The 19,490-nt window shown below is 33.0% G+C and carries 15 protein-coding genes and 1 riboswitch; of the genes, 11 read left to right on the top strand and 4 right to left on the bottom strand.

Features of this window, described 5'->3' with window-relative positions; genetic code table 11:
- Positions 1–23 precede the first annotated feature (23 nt).
- The gene (gene ffh, locus AB1J10_RS07680; RefSeq protein WP_046208656.1) at positions 24–1,391 is read left to right on the top strand and encodes a signal recognition particle protein; all 1,368 of its coding nucleotides are present in this window, start codon (positions 24–26) and stop codon (positions 1,389–1,391) included.
- Between the two features lie 254 nt (positions 1,392–1,645).
- On the opposite strand, the gene AB1J10_RS07675 is transcribed toward ffh, so the two are convergent.
- Both AB1J10_RS07675 and AB1J10_RS07670 read right to left on the bottom strand, forming a co-directional pair.
- Positions 1,646–2,956 carry an LLM class flavin-dependent oxidoreductase gene (locus tag AB1J10_RS07675; protein ID WP_070037891.1) on the bottom strand — a complete coding sequence of 437 codons (1,311 nt, stop codon included), beginning with the start codon at positions 2,954–2,956 and terminating at the stop codon, positions 1,646–1,648.
- Positions 2,957–2,975: 19 nt separating this feature from the next.
- Positions 2,976–3,728 carry a 3-oxoacyl-ACP reductase gene (locus AB1J10_RS07670; protein ID WP_046208654.1) on the bottom strand — a complete coding sequence of 251 codons (753 nt, stop codon included), beginning with the start codon at positions 3,726–3,728 and terminating at the stop codon, positions 2,976–2,978.
- A 107-nt stretch (positions 3,729–3,835) separates the two neighbouring features.
- Positions 3,836–3,935: riboswitch (TPP riboswitch) on the bottom strand.
- A gap of 197 nt (positions 3,936–4,132) precedes the next feature.
- Between AB1J10_RS07670 and rpsP the strand changes: the two genes are divergently transcribed.
- From rpsP to rplS, 4 genes are all read left to right on the top strand, one after another.
- A complete protein-coding gene (gene rpsP, locus AB1J10_RS07665; protein ID WP_019468468.1) occupies positions 4,133–4,399 on the top strand; it encodes a 30S ribosomal protein S16 in 267 nt (88 codons plus the stop codon).
- A 403-nt stretch (positions 4,400–4,802) separates the two neighbouring features.
- Entirely contained in the window at positions 4,803–5,309 is a 507-nt protein-coding gene (gene rimM / locus AB1J10_RS07660) for a ribosome maturation factor RimM (RefSeq protein ID WP_070037889.1), read from the top strand.
- Positions 5,309–6,046 (top strand): tRNA (guanosine(37)-N1)-methyltransferase TrmD, encoded by a 738-nt coding sequence (trmD, locus tag AB1J10_RS07655; protein WP_070037885.1) that lies wholly within the window; start codon positions 5,309–5,311, stop codon positions 6,044–6,046. Before rimM ends, trmD begins: the two co-directional genes overlap by 1 nt.
- 105 nt (positions 6,047–6,151) lie before the next feature.
- Positions 6,152–6,502 (top strand): 50S ribosomal protein L19, encoded by a 351-nt coding sequence (gene rplS, locus AB1J10_RS07650; RefSeq protein ID WP_019468465.1) that lies wholly within the window; start codon positions 6,152–6,154, stop codon positions 6,500–6,502.
- An 86-nt stretch (positions 6,503–6,588) separates the two neighbouring features.
- On the opposite strand, the gene AB1J10_RS07645 is transcribed toward rplS, so the two are convergent.
- The gene (locus AB1J10_RS07645) at positions 6,589–9,207 is read right to left on the bottom strand and encodes a YfhO family protein (RefSeq protein ID WP_081338772.1); all 2,619 of its coding nucleotides are present in this window, start codon (positions 9,205–9,207) and stop codon (positions 6,589–6,591) included.
- Between the two features lie 28 nt (positions 9,208–9,235).
- Positions 9,236–11,812: a YfhO family protein gene (locus tag AB1J10_RS07640; RefSeq protein WP_070037879.1), complete on the bottom strand. Its 2,577-nt coding sequence runs from the start codon at positions 11,810–11,812 to the stop codon at positions 9,236–9,238.
- A 339-nt stretch (positions 11,813–12,151) separates the two neighbouring features.
- On the opposite strand from AB1J10_RS07640, the gene ylqF reads away from it, so the two are divergent.
- From ylqF to topA, 6 genes are all read left to right on the top strand, one after another.
- Positions 12,152–13,012: a ribosome biogenesis GTPase YlqF gene (gene ylqF / locus AB1J10_RS07635; protein ID WP_046208649.1), complete on the top strand. Its 861-nt coding sequence runs from the start codon at positions 12,152–12,154 to the stop codon at positions 13,010–13,012.
- A 9-nt stretch (positions 13,013–13,021) separates the two neighbouring features.
- Complete coding sequence (locus AB1J10_RS07630) at positions 13,022–13,792, top strand: ribonuclease HII (protein ID WP_064209036.1); 771 nt, start codon at positions 13,022–13,024, stop codon at positions 13,790–13,792.
- A 107-nt stretch (positions 13,793–13,899) separates the two neighbouring features.
- Positions 13,900–15,066: an ADP-forming succinate--CoA ligase subunit beta gene (gene sucC / locus AB1J10_RS07625; RefSeq protein ID WP_046208647.1), complete on the top strand. Its 1,167-nt coding sequence runs from the start codon at positions 13,900–13,902 to the stop codon at positions 15,064–15,066.
- 21 nt (positions 15,067–15,087) lie between these two features.
- Complete coding sequence (sucD, locus tag AB1J10_RS07620) at positions 15,088–15,993, top strand: succinate--CoA ligase subunit alpha (RefSeq protein ID WP_046208646.1); 906 nt, start codon at positions 15,088–15,090, stop codon at positions 15,991–15,993.
- 226 nt (positions 15,994–16,219) lie between these two features.
- Positions 16,220–17,092: a DNA-processing protein DprA gene (gene dprA / locus AB1J10_RS07615; RefSeq protein WP_369003079.1), complete on the top strand. Its 873-nt coding sequence runs from the start codon at positions 16,220–16,222 to the stop codon at positions 17,090–17,092.
- A gap of 192 nt (positions 17,093–17,284) precedes the next feature.
- On the top strand, positions 17,285–19,351 hold the full coding sequence (gene topA / locus AB1J10_RS07610) for a type I DNA topoisomerase (protein WP_070037876.1): 2,067 nt from the start codon (positions 17,285–17,287) through the stop codon (positions 19,349–19,351).
- Positions 19,352–19,490 lie beyond the last annotated feature (139 nt).

Below are 19,490 nucleotides of genomic sequence, written 5' to 3'. Positions count from 1 at the left end.
AGAGTATAAAGGAGGGTAATGATATGGCATTTGAAGGATTATCCGATCGTCTTCAAGGGACGATGCAAAAGATCCGTGGCAAAGGAAAAGTTACTGAAGCAGATATTAAATTAATGATGCGAGAAGTTCGACTAGCATTACTTGAAGCAGACGTTAACTTTAAAGTCGTAAAGGATTTTGTCAAAACCGTATCAGAACGAGCTTTAGGTTCAGATGTAATGAAGTCATTAACACCTGGACAACAAGTCATTAAGATAGTACAAGAAGAACTTACGCAACTGATGGGTGGCGAAAATGCAACCATCAAGATGGCCAATAAACCGCCAACAGTTGTGATGATGGTTGGTTTACAAGGTGCAGGTAAAACTACAACTGCAGGTAAATTAGCATTACTCATGCGTAAAAAATACAACAAAAAACCATTATTAGTAGCAGCCGATATTTATAGACCAGCTGCGATTGATCAATTACAAACTGTTGGTAAGCAAATTGATATTCCTGTTTACAGTGAAGGGGACCAAGTAAAACCTCAACAAATTGTAGAAAATGCAATTAAACACGCAAAGGAAGAACATTTAGATTTTGTTATTATTGATACGGCAGGTCGTTTGCACGTTGATGAAGCATTAATGGAAGAATTAAGTGATGTAAAAGAAATTACTAAACCAGATGAGATTATGCTTGTTGTTGATGCGATGACTGGTCAAGACGCAGTAAATGTAGCGCAATCGTTTGATGAACAGCTAGAAGTTTCAGGTGTAACCTTGACTAAACTAGATGGTGATACACGTGGTGGTGCTGCTTTATCAATTAGATCAGTGACACAAAAGCCAATTAAATTTGTTGGTATGAGTGAAAAATTAGATGGTTTAGAACCATTTCATCCAGAACGTATGGCTTCTCGAATATTAGGTATGGGTGATGTGTTAAGTTTAATAGAAAAAGCACAACAAGATGTAGATGAAGATAAAGCGAAAGATTTAGAAAAGAAAATGCGTACGTCATCATTTACTTTGGAAGATTTCTTAGAACAATTAGATCAAGTTAAAAACCTTGGCCCATTAGATGACATTATGAAAATGATTCCTGGTATGAACAAAATGAAAGGGATGAATAATCTTAATATGGATGATAAACAAATTGACCATATTAAAGCTATTATTCAATCTATGACACCTAATGAACGAAATAATCCAGAAACATTAAATGTATCACGTAAAAAACGTATAGCTAAGGGTTCAGGACGTACTGTTCAAGAAGTTAACAGATTGATGAAACAATTTAATGAAATGAAGAAAATGATGAAGCAATTTTCTGGTGGCGGCAAAGGTAAAAAAGGTAAACGTAAGCAAATGGAGAATATGTTAAATGGTATGAATTTACCATTTTAACAATTTTGTCTATAAAATAGTTGTAAAAGTAGTGAGTAGAACATAAGGCATATTACAAAGTAAAGGACCAATCCGTATGAAAATGGATTGGTCCTTTTTATATGAATCATAAGTGATTTTGCTCGTGCATGCTTGCCTGGGGATATGGCTCGAGCCAGTAGTCTCTCGCTCATATCATAACCCTAGGCGTCAGCGCGTTACAAAATCATGGAAAATATTAAGTGATGAAATTTTATGTGTAGGTGGGAAGTTATTTAATTTGATTTAGGTAAATTCATATTTTCCCTAAATGTCTTACCCTCATATTGTATTCTAAAAAGTTTTCTTTTTTGTAATTCAGGAATGATGTAATCTACAAAATCTTCTAAGCTATTTGGTAAAGTTGGTGGCATTAAATTAAATCCATCAGCTACCCCTGCATTGAACCAACGTTCCATTTCGTCAACAATCTGTTCAGGCGTTCCGATGAGTGTCAAGTGTCCACCACCTGCACTGAGATAGCCTAACAATTGTCGTAAAGTTGGGTTTTTATCTTTTATAATTTCCAATACAGTTTGGTAACGACCTTTAGGGCCATTAAAAGATTCCAATGGTGGTAAAGGTGGGACCGGTTCATCCAAATCCCAATTATGACAATCTTGATGAATGAAAAATTCTAATTGATTTAATGCTGTTTCAGTTGCTAAATGTGTGTCTAGTTTTTGCTTTTTAGCATAAGCTTCTTCGTATGTTGGTGCGACATATGTGACTAGTCCTGGAAAGACTTTTAAACTGTTCTTTGATTTACCTGCTAATTCCAGTTGATGATTTAATCTTTTTCTAAATGTAGTAGCTTGTTGTATATTCCAAGCTACTGCATAAACGGCATCTGCGTATTTCGTAGCTAGTGCAATACCAGGGTCGGATGCACCAGCTTGCATAGCAACAGGTTTTCCTTGTAGGCTACTTGGTGTTGTTAAAGGTCCTTGTACTTTAAAGTGTTCTCCAGTATGACTAATGGCATGGATATGATTTGCATTGATTAGAATATCTTGTGTCTTGTCATGTACAAAATCTTCTAAGCTCCAAGATGTTAATAGTTGATTCATAACACATGCAAATTCATCTGCTTTTTTGTAGCGTTCGTGATGTGCGGGTAAACTAGACATGCTATGATTTGCAGCTTCTAAATCCGTCATAGATGTTACTAAATTCCAACCTGCACGTCCTTGGCTCATATGATCAAGACTCAATAATTGTCTTGCAGCAGTAAAAGGATTCGAAAATGTACTTGAGATAGTCGCAACAAGACCTATATGATGAGTTACTTGCGCAATTGCTGCTAAATTCATTAAAGGGTCAAACCAAAAAGCAGGCATGTCATTATCCGTTTTTGCAGGGAAAGATTGATTATCAGCAAAAAATATAGCATCTAGCAAGCCTCGTTCTGATAGTCGAGCTAACGATTGATAATAATTGATATCACCGATTCGCTCAATACTAGAATCTTGCATACGCCATGCAGCTTGGTGATGGCCACAACCGTAAATTAATACACCTATATTGAGATGTTGATCGTGCGTCATAATTGATGCCCTCCATATTTTAGTTCATTGTTAAACCGCCATCTACGGTAATATTTTGACCAGTGATACCATTAGCTTGATCGCTAACTAGAAATGCCACCATATTTGCTACATCTTGTGGTGTTGTTACTTTATGTAATGGTGTAGTCTGTTCAATTAAATCAAATACTTCATCTGAAGTGGCAGCACTGGCGTCTGTAGTTTTTAATAAACCACCAGAAACGACATTAGCTTTGATGCCATATTGACCAAGTTCAGCAGCAATATTTCTTGTAAAACCGATTAAACTTGATTTGGCGGTAGTATATTCATGATAGGGAACGACAGGATTTTGGTATAAATTCGTTCCGATAGATATAATAGTACCTGATTTATGCTCAATAAATTGGTCGATAACACTTTGGGTTACATTAAAAGCGCCTTTTAGAGTGCCGTCAATTTGTTGTTGGTAATCTGACCAATTTAAGTCTTTAAATGATTTTTGGCGAGAAGGATCAAATTTAAACCCTATAAGCGCATTATTCACAACAGCATCTATTTTTCCAAAATGATTGGTGGCTTCTGCAATTAATTGATCTACTTGTGCTCTGTCTGTGACATCAGCACGTATTGCAATTGCTTGTTCGTGACCAATTTCATCTACAACCTTTTCTGCTAACGCCTTATTCTGAAAATAATTGATAATTACATGATGTCCTTGGCGACCTAAAGTTTTTGCTATGGATGCTCCTAATCCTCTACTGCTACCAGTTATAAGTATTGTTTTACTCATCATTTCACTCCTAGAATCATTTATTAAATAAAAAAATACACAACCTCCATAAGAGAAGTTGTGTACTAAAAATCTACAATCTATAGTTAATATGCTGATATAGCTTTGTTATTTTTGTAACACTTCCCTCCGCTAGTATGGACTAGATCAGGTTCAAAGGGTTTGAGTAAATCTCATCTCAGTTAAAAAACACCCCTAGTGCATTTAATATTTAATTTATTTTCAATTTATAGTGTTTAATAGTTAATGTCAAGTTTACGATGATATCGAAAATAATATTGGTACAATGAAGTGATTAAAAGTATAAAATGGTAAAGAATAAACTCTTTACAAACTTCTAGATAACTGTTAATATTATTTCTTGTAGAAAATAAAAATTAGAACAATCAAAGGAGAGAATATAAATGGCAGTTAAATTACGTTTAACACGTTTAGGCTCAAAAAGAAATCCATTCTATCGTATCGTAGCAGCAGATGCTCGTGCGCCACGTGATGGTCGTAACATCGAACAAATCGGAACTTATAATCCAAATAATGTAAATGCTCCAGAAGTTAAAATTGACGAAGAGTTAGCATTAAAATGGTTGAAAAATGGTGCTAAACCAACAGATACTGTACACAACATCTTATCAAGAGAAGGTATCTTGAAAAAATTTGACGATCAAAAATAATCGTCATTATTAGCACATAAAAATTTAAAAAAAGAGAGAGTCGTGGAAATCGTAGTCATTTAAAATGATTTCGACGACTCATCTCGGTATGGATGACTATGGTTGAATGTTAACCATTGTGCATGCCAATATAATCATAAAAGGCTGAGACAATTCGTTTGTCCCAGCCTTTTAAATTAGCATACCGGTAATCATTTATATAAAGCAACATCAACAATTTAGTAGGCTTATACGAGTGAATACATTGATCAAGAATGACTTAAGATGATTTATACAATATTTTAGCTCATAACATATAGAGAAGGTTTAAAATAATACTAACAATTCATGTTATAATTATTTTAGTCGAAAAATAAAAAATAACGAATTTCAATGATACATATACATTATCGGAGGAGCTTATATGAAAGTAGAAATAGGCAAAATTATCAATACACATGGTATAAAAGGCGAAATTAAAGTCCAATCTCACTCAGATTTTTCAGATATACGCTTTCAACCAGGTGAAACTGTGATGATAGAACGTCAAAACGAACCAACATTAGAATTGAAAATTGCGACATATCGTATGCATAAAGGGTTGCACATGTTGACCTTTGAAGGTATCAACAATATTAATGATATTGAGCACTTAAAAGGTGAAATCCTTTTACAAGATAGAGACCACGAAGAAATTGAATTAGGGGAGCATGAATACTATTACTCAGATATTATTGGCTGTACCGTATTCGATGATAATGAAACACCTATTGGAAGAGTGATAGAAATTTTTGAAACGGGTGCCAATGATGTTTGGGTTGTCAAAGGTGATAAAGAATATCTTATACCATATATAGAAGATGTTGTTAAACATATAGATATTGAAGGTAGACGAATTGATATTACGCCTATGGAAGGACTGTTGGAGTAATGAAGATAGATTATTTAACTTTGTTCCCTCAAATGTTTGACGGTGTATTAAATCAATCGATTTTAAAAAGAGCGCAAGATAAGGAAATGCTACAAATTAATACTGTCGATTTTAGAGATTTTGCTGAAAATAAGCATAATCAAGTAGATGATTATCCATTCGGTGGAGGGCAAGGTATGGTGCTTAAACCAGAACCTATATTTAATGCAATGAAAGACATTGACAAAACAGAAAATACACGTGTGATTTTAATGTGTCCACAAGGTCGACCATTTAATCAAGAAATTGCACAGGAACTCAGTCATTCCGAGCATTTAGTTTTTATTTGTGGGCATTATGAAGGATATGATGAACGTATCCGTCAGCATTTAGTTACGGATGAAATTTCTATGGGAGATTATGTTTTAACAGGTGGAGAATTACCTGCGATGGTAATGACCGATGCAATAGTAAGATTAATTCCAGGTGTTTTAGGTAATCAACAATCACATGAAGATGATTCTTTTCAGGATGGATTATTAGAATTTCCACAATATACTAGACCACGTTCATATCAAGATATGAACGTACCAGAGGTATTATTGTCAGGAAATCATGCACATATTGATCTATGGCGTCATGAGCAAAAACTGATACGTACATGGGAAAAGCGTCCAGATTTATTAGAAAATTATCCACTTACGGATAAAGACAAAGATATTTTAGAAAGATACAAAAAGCAATTGAAAAATGAATAACAGTGTGCTAACATAATTTAAGTGTGCGACACACACGAAAATCACTATGATCCGCTGCTATATATTTGTCTAGGCAAGAACATAGGTTGAAGGAGAGAAAAAATAATGAGTAATCACAAATTAATCGAAGCAGTAACACAATCACAATTACGCACAGACTTACCTTCATTCCGTCCAGGTGACACTTTAAGAGTTCACGTACGTATTATTGAAGGTACTCGCGAACGTATCCAAGTATTCGAAGGTGTTGTAATCAAACGTCGCGGTGGAGGTATTTCAGAAACTTTCACAGTACGTAAGATTTCTTCAGGTGTAGGTGTGGAACGTACATTCCCATTACACACTCCAAAAATCGAAAAAATTGAAGTTAAACGTCGCGGTAAAGTACGTCGTGCTAAATTATATTACTTACGTGAATTACGTGGTAAAGCTGCTAGAATTAAAGAAATTCGTTAATCAGCATAAAAGTCATAAAAAAGAAGCGGTTCCTAATCGGAACTGCTTCTTTTTTATATTTTGTAATCAATTTGAAGATGATATTATCATTTTTTTATATAAATCCATTTTGTATAAACGAAACTTAAAATGATTCCAATAATACTTATTATTACTAATAACCATGTATGGGGCGGTGTATATTTAAGTGTAATTGTCTTTTGTCCTTGCTCTACAGGAATTACTGTCATGATACCATTACCTTTTTTAACTGGTAATGTTTTGCCTTTGTCTGTATAAGCTTTCATTCCATCTCTATAAGGCATTGGCAATACGAGGTAGCCTTCATCATTTTTATTTTTTTTAATTGTATAATGACGTGAATTTTGTGAAACTTTCACAGAATGTAGTTGTTTATGTGCTTTCTTTAATACATCGTAGTTTTCTCCATAAATTCCTTTAACATTAAAGCGATAATTACCTTTAGATAATTTTATATTCAAGTCTTGCACAGATTTTACTCGCATCGTTACTGGAGTGACAAAACGTCTATATTTATAAGATAGGTTATTACGATGTTGATTATATTCATTCACACCAACATTGTGAGCCTTGTCTGGCCCTAACAATTCAACATCCATCTCTACATAGAGATCTTCATACTGATTTGCAATAGATGCTGGTAACTGATAATGGACACCTCCACCATCCTTAGAAACGGTTAATTTATTTTTTTGCGTACGCTTTGCATTAATTAAATTGGTAGAAGTTTCTGATAGTAAGTTTTTATTTGGTGTGAACTGTTGATTTGTAGAATATTCATCTGCTTGATCAAAAACTACCCCCTGTAACATAGCTTGTTCTTTATCCATAGGCGATTTGAGATCTTTTTTATCGAATACTTTATTTGTAATGTGCGCACTTGGATAATTGGCTTTATTTGTTGAATGTATAAAGGATTCCTCATCAGAATGTTTGATTGTACTATGCTTAGAAAAGCCATAGGGGATATTCTTGTCTTCTGGGCGACGTATACGATCATTGACATCCCAAAGTGCCATCAAATTTGCTCTATTTGAAAGTAGACGATAAGTGCTGTTTTTATCCGTATGCATATTGATTTGTAATGTTTTATCATAATACTTTAAAATGTCGCCATCGAAAATGCTTGAATATAATGCAATACCGTTAAAATGATATATCATTGGTGAATTCAAGCCGTATTGTGACATGTAATCAATTCTACTGAATGGATCGTCTTGATGCTGTTTAATTTTATCTATTTTATTCGCTAGTGCAGGACTTTTATATTTTGAATCATGCATTGATGAAACAGTTGATTCGTATTTTTGAACATTATTGAAATGGTCGTTATCTAAAATAATCGCTTGTTGAATAATGAATAATATGATTAGCACAATAGACGGCCATTTTAATTTGAATAGTGATTTTTTATAAAGCAATATGCCGATAAAAATCATAATTACGAGACAGATGCCCATCCATGTCATTTTCTGGACTTTAACGATCATTTGCATGATTCCCATAATCATTAATACTGGAAGGGAAGCGAATATATACGACTTCAAAGATAATTCAGATAAATAATGAATGAACAATGCTATTAATCCAGCAGTAGTAAGTGCAAATATATAAACCCAACGGCGTTCAGGCGTTGAGAACCCATTAAACATACTATCGAAAAGAGGGGTTAGTGACCCTATAAGCATGATCCAAGTTGCAATCGCAAAAAGTTTATAATAATAATGTCGATATAGTTTAAAAGATAGTAAGGCAATGAGTGCGATGATAGTCACAGTGATATAAAATCCGTTTGTAAAAAAATGTTTTTGTCGTGCGAAATCTGTAATGACACCAAAATTAAAATTAGGATTACTTACTCTATCATTGTTTAAAAAAGAAGAAACGCCAGTATAAAAGCCCCAAATAGCAATTAAAGAACTTAATATAACAGCTGTAGGAATCATCCAAAGTTGTTGTTTCCTAGTAACAATATCTTTTGCATGAGGAAATACACATCTATAGATAAAGTAACTCAAAATTACAATGGCTTCGTAATAACTAAAATAAAAATTAGAAAATAATGTTAAAGCAATAGAAAAAATAAATAATCCTATTTTTCTTTCTTTGTAAAACCGTTCAATACCGAGCAAAGATAGGGGAAGAAAAATTAATAAATCTCCATAATATGACCAAGTAAAATTAAAATAAATAACGGTTGTTGAAGCTGCATATAACATTGAAGCCAAAAATACTATGTGTTTTTTGAGCTTGATATAATTAAAGAAATAGAACGCAACGATATATGTAGCGATGCATTTGAAAAAAGCTACTATTAATTGATTGCTTGCCCAATACGTGATGTCGCTAGGGTTGCTATTAAATATTACTTCAGATAACCATACGAATAAAAAATTAATTAGTACAAAAGGTGAGGTTGCGTAGTAATAGGATAAATCTTTAACATAATCTCCACCTAAACCAAAAGAATGGTCATAAAAACTTTTGAATTGGCTAAGGTGTTCGTAAAGATACATTTGGAAAGGCATCATTTGCCTAAAACCATCACCATGACCACTAAATACAGTACCGTCAGTTAAATAGCGATAAATATAAGGTGTGAACGTTAATAAAGCTACGCCGACGCCCATTAAAAGAATTGTTAAAAATCTTGTTAGTTTTTGGGACCAAATTCTATGAAACACGGTCATACCTCATCTCAGATAAACTCCTTTATTTAAGTTTAGATTTTTTCTTTAGACACCAAAAAATACTTATTAAGATACTTATAACTGAAATTATAATCATCGTAAACCAATATTTAGGGCGGTATTTAATGATAATTTCACTATCTTGTTTAGTGACTGGTACGCCAGTCATCATATAATTTACTTTTTTAGGTTTTACTTTTTTATGATCTACATAAGCCACCATACCGTCACGATATGGAATGTTAATCATTGCGATTCCCTTTGTATGTGGTGCTAACTTCACTTTTACTCCATTTTTAATATCATTATAATAATGATCTTGTTTCTTATTATAGGCTTTTTTGAGTTTGCTATAATTTTCACCATGAAGACTTTGAATATCAAAATAATAACTACCTCTAGGGTTAATAGCTATGTTAATATTACCATCTTTGTCTGGTTGTGTCCTATATAGTTGGTTTTCAACACCAGTTTTATAGGTCGAATTGTTATACAACCGGTGGTTAGCATAATTATTTATATTAATTGTATAATTACTGTCGGGTTGACCACGTCGAACTTTTAAATTTAAATAAAAGTCTGAATAACGTTTTCTTATGTGATTTGGGACGTGAATTTTAATCTGACCTTGGTTTTTGGTCAGATAGATTTGTTGATTATTTTTCACTTTTATATTTTGGTAAGATATTTTAGTCGCATCGATAAGGTTTTGTGCGTTATCCGTGTAAGGTTTACCTGAATTTTTTATAACAACACCATCCAACATCGCATGTTCTCGATCGATAGGCGTTTTTAAAGTGTCGGAATTATATATTTGATTAGTCACTTTTACAGTAGGCAAGTTTAAAGTATTCTCATAAATGTGGTATTGTCCCTCACTTTTTACATTTTTAAAATAACTAGGCACATTGTTTTCGTAATCTTTTAACATTAAATATTTCATTGAAAATAAACTGCTAATATTTTGTCGTCCATTAGTACTTTGGTATCTACTCACTGATTCAGATTGAAGGTTAATTTTCAAATCATCATAGTAATAGTCTAAAATGTTATGATGAAAAATACTTGAATATAAACTTGAACCTTTAAAGAATTGATACATCGGTGTGTTATCTTGTTCATTAACACGCCAATCGATACGTTCGTCTTCCGTTTTTGAATGATTCATTTCAGAGACTAATTGTCTTTGTAACGGTGTGTTAAATAGACTTGCATTGACATAATAGCGATTTGCTCGTTCAACATGGTCTTCAAAATAAATTTGATTGCGTATAAAAACGGCTACTACAAGTGTCGCTAATATCAATATGGCAGTATAATAAAAATAAATGAAACGTTTACGATAAGCTGAAGTTTTAAGACATAGTACTAGCAAACCTATCAAACAAACAATAGGTGTAAACCAGAGCCATGCAACAAAATCATCATAAATCCATGCACTCACATAAATAAAACTTAAACTGATGATTGAAGAAAAAATATAGTTTTTAATTGTTAACGTGCTAAAGTATTTTACATATAACCCAATGAGTAATGCAGCGTTAAAAGCAATTAGGTAATGCCATCTTTTTTGGGGAGCAGAAAAACCATTAAAGAGCTGGTCGACAAATGGCAAATAATTAGCACCTATAGTAAGTATCATAAAAATTGCAAATAACTTAAAATAAAAATGCTTGTATAGTTTAAATGATAACAGTGCTTGTATTACTATAAATAAAATGACTATTAAGTAATTGTCATAAAATACATTCGTGTTTTGGTTGAAAGGTTCTAAAAAATCTACGTCTCCATTAAAAGGTATACGTCTGTTATTGGTATAAGCACGTAAACCGTGATAAAAAAAGAAAAGACTGCAACCAAATGCTAAAATTGCAGCAATGAAGATGGTATATATTGCTTTAAACCTAGGTACGATATCATGTCTATGTTTAAATATTAGTCTAACTGTAAAATAGATTAGACCTACGATGAGTTGATAATACGCAAAATAAAAGTTATTTATTAAGGAAACTGTGACTACGATGATAAACATGGCTTTTTTTTCTTTTTGTAAAAATAATTCAATAGACCATAAGAGTAGCGGTAATAATATAAAAATATCACTGAAAAATGGCCAATATACAGTAAATCTAAAATAGAGTGGTGATATGACAAAAAGATATGACGTTAGTACTGCGATGCTTTTATTTTGAGTAATATAGCGTACAAAACCAAAAGTTGCTAACATCGCTAATGTTGATTTAAAAATGGACAATACAATAGCATTTGTCATCCAAAACATAATGTCTTGCGTGTCCCAATCAATCGCTAACTTTATGAGAAAGATGAAAATTACATTAAGTATAAACAAAATATTGGTTGAAAAATAGTAACTTAGGTCAGTGAAAAAATCTCCACCTAATCCGAAATCAGTGGCGTAAAACCATTGACCTTGACTCCATTTATCATACAAATACATTTGCATCGGTATCATTTGTTCCATGCCATCATTGGGCCCCGTAAATAAAACACCCTCATTTATAAATCTATAGATAACATAGCCATGTCCAATGATTGCTAATATAAAGCATAATAATATGTAAAAAAGCATCCTTTTCATGAGTAGTCTCCTGTAATCGAATTATTATTAATTCTATTGTAACGATTTTTTAGATTAATTGATAAAAATTACCATTATTTAATTTAAGAAAATTAATTTAAATATTATACTTATTTTGAAATTTAGTATTGATAAGATACTCAGTTGGTTAGTTTCACTACAATTCTAGACAATTTGGTAATTATTATAGGAAAATAGTGTGAATGAGTTTTTTTAATAAAGTAAATACAAATTTTTATTTATAACTATTCACCCCTCATGTTATGATTTTAAGGTCAATGAATGGTATGAGTAAAATATATAATTTTGAAACATAAACGTATGAGAAAGGTGATGTACATGGTAATTCAATGGTATCCAGGGCATATGGCGAAAGCAAAACGAGAAGTTGCAGAACAATTAAAGAAAGTAGATGTTGTTTTTGAACTAGTAGATGCTCGTATTCCTTATAGTTCAAGAAACCCAATGATTGATGATGTTATACAGCAAAAACCGAGAGTAGTGATTCTGAATAAAAAAGACATGGCGAATTTAAAAGAATTAGAAAAATGGGAGTCTTATTTTAAAGAAAAAGGCTATTATCCTGTGGCGATTGATGCTAAACATGGAAAAGGACTAAAATTAGTAGAACAAGCAGCTATTAAAGCAACACAAGAAAAATTTGATCGTGAAAAGAAAAAAGGATTAAAACCACGTGCGATTCGTGCGATGATCGTCGGCATTCCTAATGTTGGGAAATCTACACTTATTAATAAGTTAGCCCACAAATCTATTGCTAAAACTGGAAATACACCTGGTGTTACAAAGCAACAACAATGGATCAAAGTTGGCAATTCGCTCCAATTATTAGATACACCAGGTATACTTTGGCCCAAATTTGAAGACCAACTCGTAGGAAAAAAACTAAGTATTACAGGTGCGATTAAAGATAGTATCGTTCATTTAGATGAAGTTGCCATTTACGGTCTTGAATTTTTAAAAACGCATGATTATGAAGGATTGAAAAATCATTATAAAATAGATGTACCGATAGAAGCAGAAAATATAGAATGGTTTGATGCTATTGGACGTCGTAGAGGATTGTTGCGTAGTGGTAATGAAGTTGACTATGAAGCGGTCATTGAATTAATCATACATGAAATTAGAAATGCGAAAATAGGAACATATACGTTTGATGTTATTAAAGAAATGGAAGTGTAACGTGAATTTATGAAGCAAACGATAAAAGATATTAAAGACCACTTAGCCACCTTACACTCAGTTAATGAAATCCAGCTTCAACCATTTTATAAAGATGACCGTAAAGGTGTCCAAAAAGCCATAGCAACACGAATCAAGCAACTAGATAAGGAACAACAATTATTAAATCAATATCAAGCTATGACTTTTTATGAAAATCAAATATTAGCAAATGATGGAAATGCGATGATTTGTGGTATCGATGAAGTAGGCAGAGGCCCACTCGCAGGACCAGTTGTTGCATGTGCGGTGATATTAAATCATGATCATCACTTTACAGGCCTCAATGATTCGAAGCAACTGACCGCCAAAAAAAGAAAAGTATTAGAGTGCCAATTATTAGATGAATTACATGCTTATGCATTCGGCTATGCCACTGTAGAAGAAATTGATGAAATCAACATTTATGAAGCAACAAAATTAGCTATGAAACGTGCGATCAACGGATTGCCTGTTCAGCCAACCCATTTACTCATTGATGCGATGACACTAGAAACAGATATCGATCAAACATCACTTGTGAAAGGTGATGCTAAAAGTGTATCAATTGCTGCAGCAAGTGTCCTAGCTAAAGAAAATAGGGACAGATATATGACACAGCTTGCACAAAAGTTTCCGGAGTATGGGTTTGAAAAAAACGTTGGTTACGGAACGCAACAACATTTAGATGCAATTAAAAATCACGGCATTTTAAATGCCCACAGAAAAACATTTCAACCAATTAAATCGCTTTATAAATAATCTAAAAATTAAAAGAATTGAAATAAGTAGTTTAAATCAGTTTACAATAGCGCTTTCATTTCCTATAATTAAATATGAACTTAACCTAAGAAACAGGAGGATGGAGAATGAATATCCACGAGTATCAAGGTAAAGCAATATTTCGTTCAATGGGCGTTGCTGTCCCAGAAGGACGTGTAGCATTTACTGTTGAAGAAGCAGTTGAAAAGGCAAAAGAATTAGATTCAAATGTATATGTTGTAAAAGCGCAAATTCACGCCGGGGGTAGAGGTAATGCAGGCGGCGTTAAAATTGCAAAATCACTCTCTGAAGTGGAAACATATGCGAAAGAATTATTAGGTAAAACATTAGTAACACATCAAACAGGGCCAGAAGGTAAAGAAATTAAGCGCCTTTACATAGAAGAAGGCTGCGACATTCAAAAAGAATATTATGTTGGATTTGTAATCGATCGTGCAACTGACAGAGTAACTTTGATGGCATCAGAAGAAGGCGGTACTGAAATCGAAAAGGTTGCTGCTGAGACACCTGAAAAAATCTTCAAAGAAACAATCGATCCAGTTGTTGGATTAGCGCCTTATCAAGCAAGAAGAATTGCTTTCAATATTAATATTCCTAAAGAATCAATTAATAAAGCAGCTAAATTTTTAGTATCACTTTATAATGTATTTATTGAAAAAGATTGTTCAATTGTTGAAATCAACCCACTTGTAACTACAGGTGATGGACAAGTACTTGCATTAGATGCAAAACTTAATTTTGATGATAATGCGTTATTTAAACATAAAGATATCCAAGAATTACGCGATTTAGAAGAAGAAGATCCAAAAGAAATCGAAGCTTCTAAATATGATTTATCATACATTGCATTAGATGGCGACATTGGTTGTATGGTAAATGGTGCTGGTCTTGCAATGGCGACAATGGATACAATTAATCACTTTGGTGGTAATCCAGCGAACTTCCTTGACGTAGGGGGCGGCGCAACGAAAGAAAAAGTTACTGAAGCGTTTAAAATCATATTAGGTGATGAAAACGTAAAAGGTATCTTTGTTAATATCTTTGGTGGTATTATGAAATGCGATATCATTGCTGAAGGTATTGTTGCTGCAGTTAAAGAAGTTGAACTAACTTTACCGTTAGTTGTACGTTTAGAAGGTACAAATGTTGAAAGAGGTAAAGAAATTCTGAATGAATCAGGATTAGCTATTGAACCAGCTGCAACAATGGCAGAAGGCGCACAAAAAATCGTAAAACTTGTAAAAGAAGCGTAAGGAAAGGATGGGAACGCTAAGATGAGCGTAATGATAGATAAAAATACAAAAGTAATTGTACAAGGTATCACAGGGTCTACTGCACTTTTCCATACAAAACAAATGCTTGAATATGGTACGCAAATTGTTGCAGGGGTAACTCCAGGTAAAGGTGGACAAGTAGTAGAAGGCGTACCAGTTTTCAATACTGTTGAAGAAGCTAAAGAAGAAACTGGTGCAACTGTTTCAGTAATCTATGTACCTGCTCCATTTGCAGCAGATGCTATTTTAGAATGTATTGAAGCTGAGTTAGATTTAGCTATATGTATCACGGAGCATATTCCAGTTATCGATATGGTTAAAGTAAAACGTTATTCAGAAGGCAAGAAAACACGTGTGATTGGACCAAACTGTCCAGGTGTTATTACTGCAGATGAATGTAAGATTGGTATCATGCCTGGTTATATACACAAAAAAGGCCATGTGGGCGTCGTTTCACGTTCAGGTACATTAACTTATGAAGCTGTACATCAGTTGACTGAAGAAGGCATTGGTCAAACTACTGCAGTAGGTATCGGAGGAGATCCAGTTAACGGTACTAACTTTATTGATGTATTAAAACAATTTAATGAAGATGATGAAACGAAAGCAGTTGTTATGATTGGTGAAATCGGTGGTACTGCTGAAGAAGAAGCTGCCGAATGGATTAAAGCTAACATGAATAAACCTGTTGTAGGTTTCGTTGGTGGACAAACAGCTCCTCCAGGAAAACGTATGGGTCATGCTGGCGCAATTGTTTCTGGCGGTAAAGGTACAGCAGAAGAGAAAATTAAAACACTAAACAGTTGTGGTGTGAAAACTGCTGATACACCATCAGAAATTGGCACAACATTAATTGATGCTGCAAAAGAAGCTGGTATCTATGAACAGTTACTTACTATTAAATAAAGCAATTTAATAATAGAATAGCTTAAAAATGAGCACAAACTCCTAAAATATGTTGGAGTTTGTGCTATTTTCAGTGTTTGAATTTTGTATGGTGTTGAAGTAGTGTGGGGTACGTATTTAAATTTCTTCTTAAAACTAGATTACAAATACAGTCTAAATGAATTTAATTTGTAAACAAACTTTATATCGTTTTACTTTATAATTATTTTATAAAGGAGTACGATATATGAACATAGATTATTTATTTTTAAAATTGCGTTTCTCAGGATTGTCCACACATCAAATACATCGATTGCTGAAATATAAGAATGATTTTATGTTTTACAATAAACACGAGCAGCAAGCAATATTACAACTATATTTATCAACAATTAAATCTAAAAAGAAAGATCAAATATATCAAGATTTTGTAAACAATCCCATTGATGCCATTCTTATTCAATTACATAAATGGAACAATAATTTTATTGGTATTAACCATCCATCATATCCGAAATTGCTTCGCGAAATACATGATCCTCCACTTATACTTTTTTATAAAGGAGATATCACGTTAACAACGCGTGATCAAACCCTTGCAATCGTTGGATCTAGACATGCTACTCGATATACAGGGGATGCATTGAAATTCCTTTTCCCTTCATTTAAAAAGAAAGATCTAACCATAGTCTCTGGATTAGCAGAAGGTGCAGACCAAGCAGCACATCAACATGCATTAGACAATCAAATGTCAGCGATTGCGGTGTTAGGATTTGGCCATCTTAATCATTATCCCAAATCAACGCAAAATATTAGAAATCAACTTGAGCGCACTGGCTTAGTCATAAGTGAATATTTACCATATCAAAAGCCGCTTAAACATCATTTTCCAGAAAGAAATAGATTAATTAGTGGTTTATCAAAAGGGGTTTTGATTACAGAATCTACAATTAAAAGTGGTACTTCTATTACGACTAATTGTGCATTAGAACAAAATAGAGAAGTATATGTTTTGCCAGGTTCGATGTTCAATGATATGACAATGGGGAACTTAATAAGTGCGCAAGAAGGGGCGAAAATTGTTATATCTGCGAAAGACATCATAGATGATTTTAACTAAAATTTAGATCAATGTATTTATTTGAACAATTGTTTTATAGTTGAAAAAGATGTGTATAAACAGTGTCTTTTCCTTTATTTAATTCTAAATACACCTTTGATTAAATAAATTTAAAATTAAAAACATTGACAAAAACAAAATAGACCGTTTATCATTTATCTTTGTAATTAGAAATGCAAGGGGGTAACTACTTTGGCAGAAAATTTAGTCATAGTTGAATCGCCTGCAAAAGCTAAAACCATTGAAAAATATTTAGGTAAAAAATATAAAGTTATCGCATCTATGGGGCATGTTAGAGATTTGCCAAGAAGCCAAATGGGCGTAGATGTAGAAAATGACTATGAACCCAAATATATTACTATACGCGGTAAGGGCCCTGTTGTTAAGGAATTAAAAAAACATGCTAAGAAAGCAAAAAATATATTCTTAGCAAGTGACCCCGACCGTGAAGGTGAGGCAATTGCTTGGCATTTAGCGAATATATTGAATTTAGAAGACGCTACTGAAAATAGAGTAGTATTTAATGAAATAACCAAAGATGCAGTGAAACAAAGTTTTAAACATCCTAGAGGCATAGAAATGGAACTTGTGGATGCACAACAGGCTAGAAGAATTTTAGACCGTTTAGTTGGTTATAATATTTCTCCTGTTTTATGGAAGAAAGTTAAAAAAGGACTTTCTGCTGGTCGCGTTCAATCTGTCGCATTAAGATTAGTCATTGATCGTGAAAATGAAATTAGAAATTTCAAACCAGAAGAATATTGGAAAATAGAAGGAGAATTTAGATATAAAAAATCTAAATTTAGTGCTAAATTCTTACATTATAAAAACAAGCCATACAAATTAACTAATAAAAATGATGTTGAGACGATTACGTCACAGCTTGATGGGAATCAATTTGAAGTTACAAAGGTAACAAAAAAAGAAAAGACGCGTTATCCTGCCAATCCATTTACGACTTCAACACTTCAACAAGAAGCTGCAAGAAAATTGAATTTCAAAGCGCGTAAAACAATGATGCTTGCCCAACAATTATATGAAGGTATTGACTTGAAAAGACAAGGTACAGTTGGTTTAATCACTTATATGCGTACAGATTCTACTAGAATTTCTGAACAAGCTAAAAGTGAAGCCAAGGATTATATTAAAGACACTTATGGTAATGAATATACTTCGAATCGTAAATCTAAAGGTCAAGGAGATCAAGATGCACACGAAGCTATAAGACCATCAAGTACTTTACGTACACCTAGCGAAATGAAAAATTATTTAACTAGAGATCAACATAGACTGTATAAATTAATTTGGGAGCGTTTTGTAGCAAGTCAAATGGCACCTGCTATTTTAGATACAGTAGCATTAGATTTAACACAAAATGATTTGAAATTCAGAGCAAATGGGCAAACAATTAAATTCAAAGGTTTTATGACTTTATACGTTGAAACAAAAGATGATGGAGATGAAGGTAAAGAAAATAAATTACCTAATATCAATGAAGGTGAAATGGTTACAGCAACCAATATTGAACCTTCACAACATTTCACTCAACCTCCACCACGTTATACAGAAGCAAGATTGGTAAAAACTTTAGAAGAAATGAAAATTGGTCGTCCTTCAACTTATGCACCGACAATTGATACTATACAAAAAAGGAACTATGTTAAAAATGAAAGTAAACGGTTTGTTCCTACCGAATTAGGCGAAATTGTTCATGAACAAGTAAAAGAATATTTCCCAGAAATTATAGATGTAGATTTTACAGTTAATATGGAGACATTACTCGATAAAGTTGCAGAAGGTGAAATTGCTTGGAAAAAAGTTATTTCAGATTTCTATAATAGTTTTAAGCAAGATGTTGAACGTGCAGAGGAAGAAATGGAAAAAATAGAAATTAAAGATGAACCTGCAGGAGAAGATTGTGAAGTTTGCGGTGCACCAATGGTTATAAAAATGGGTCGATATGGTAAATTTATGGCATGTTCAAACTTCCCTGATTGTAGAAACACTAAAGCAATCGTCAAAACAATTGGTGTGACTTGCCCTAAATGTAAAGAGGGCGATGTCGTTGAACGTAAGTCTAAGAAAAATCGTATCTTCTATGGTTGTTCTAAATATCCCGAATGTGATTTTGTAACTTGGGATAAACCTATTGGACGTGATTGTCCAAAATGTGAACATTATTTAGTTGAGAAAAAACAAGGACGTAAAAGTCAGGTTGTTTGCTCAAATTGTGATTACAAAGAAGAAGAACAAAAATAACAAATATATAAATTGATTATTAGAAAAGGAAACTGTATTTTTTAATAATATTTAGCAACTTACGATTCATATTTATAATGTAGAGATATGTTATTTAGCTTATAAAATAGTGTCGTAGTTGCTATTTTTTTTGTATAGG

Origin of the sequence: Staphylococcus cohnii species complex 1663 (assembly GCF_041008415.1) — a bacterium.
GTDB classification, from domain to species: Bacteria; Bacillota; Bacilli; order Staphylococcales; family Staphylococcaceae; genus Staphylococcus; species Staphylococcus ureilyticus.
Note: the sequence above shows the minus strand (reverse complement) of the source record. Positions and strands in the feature narration are given on the sequence as shown.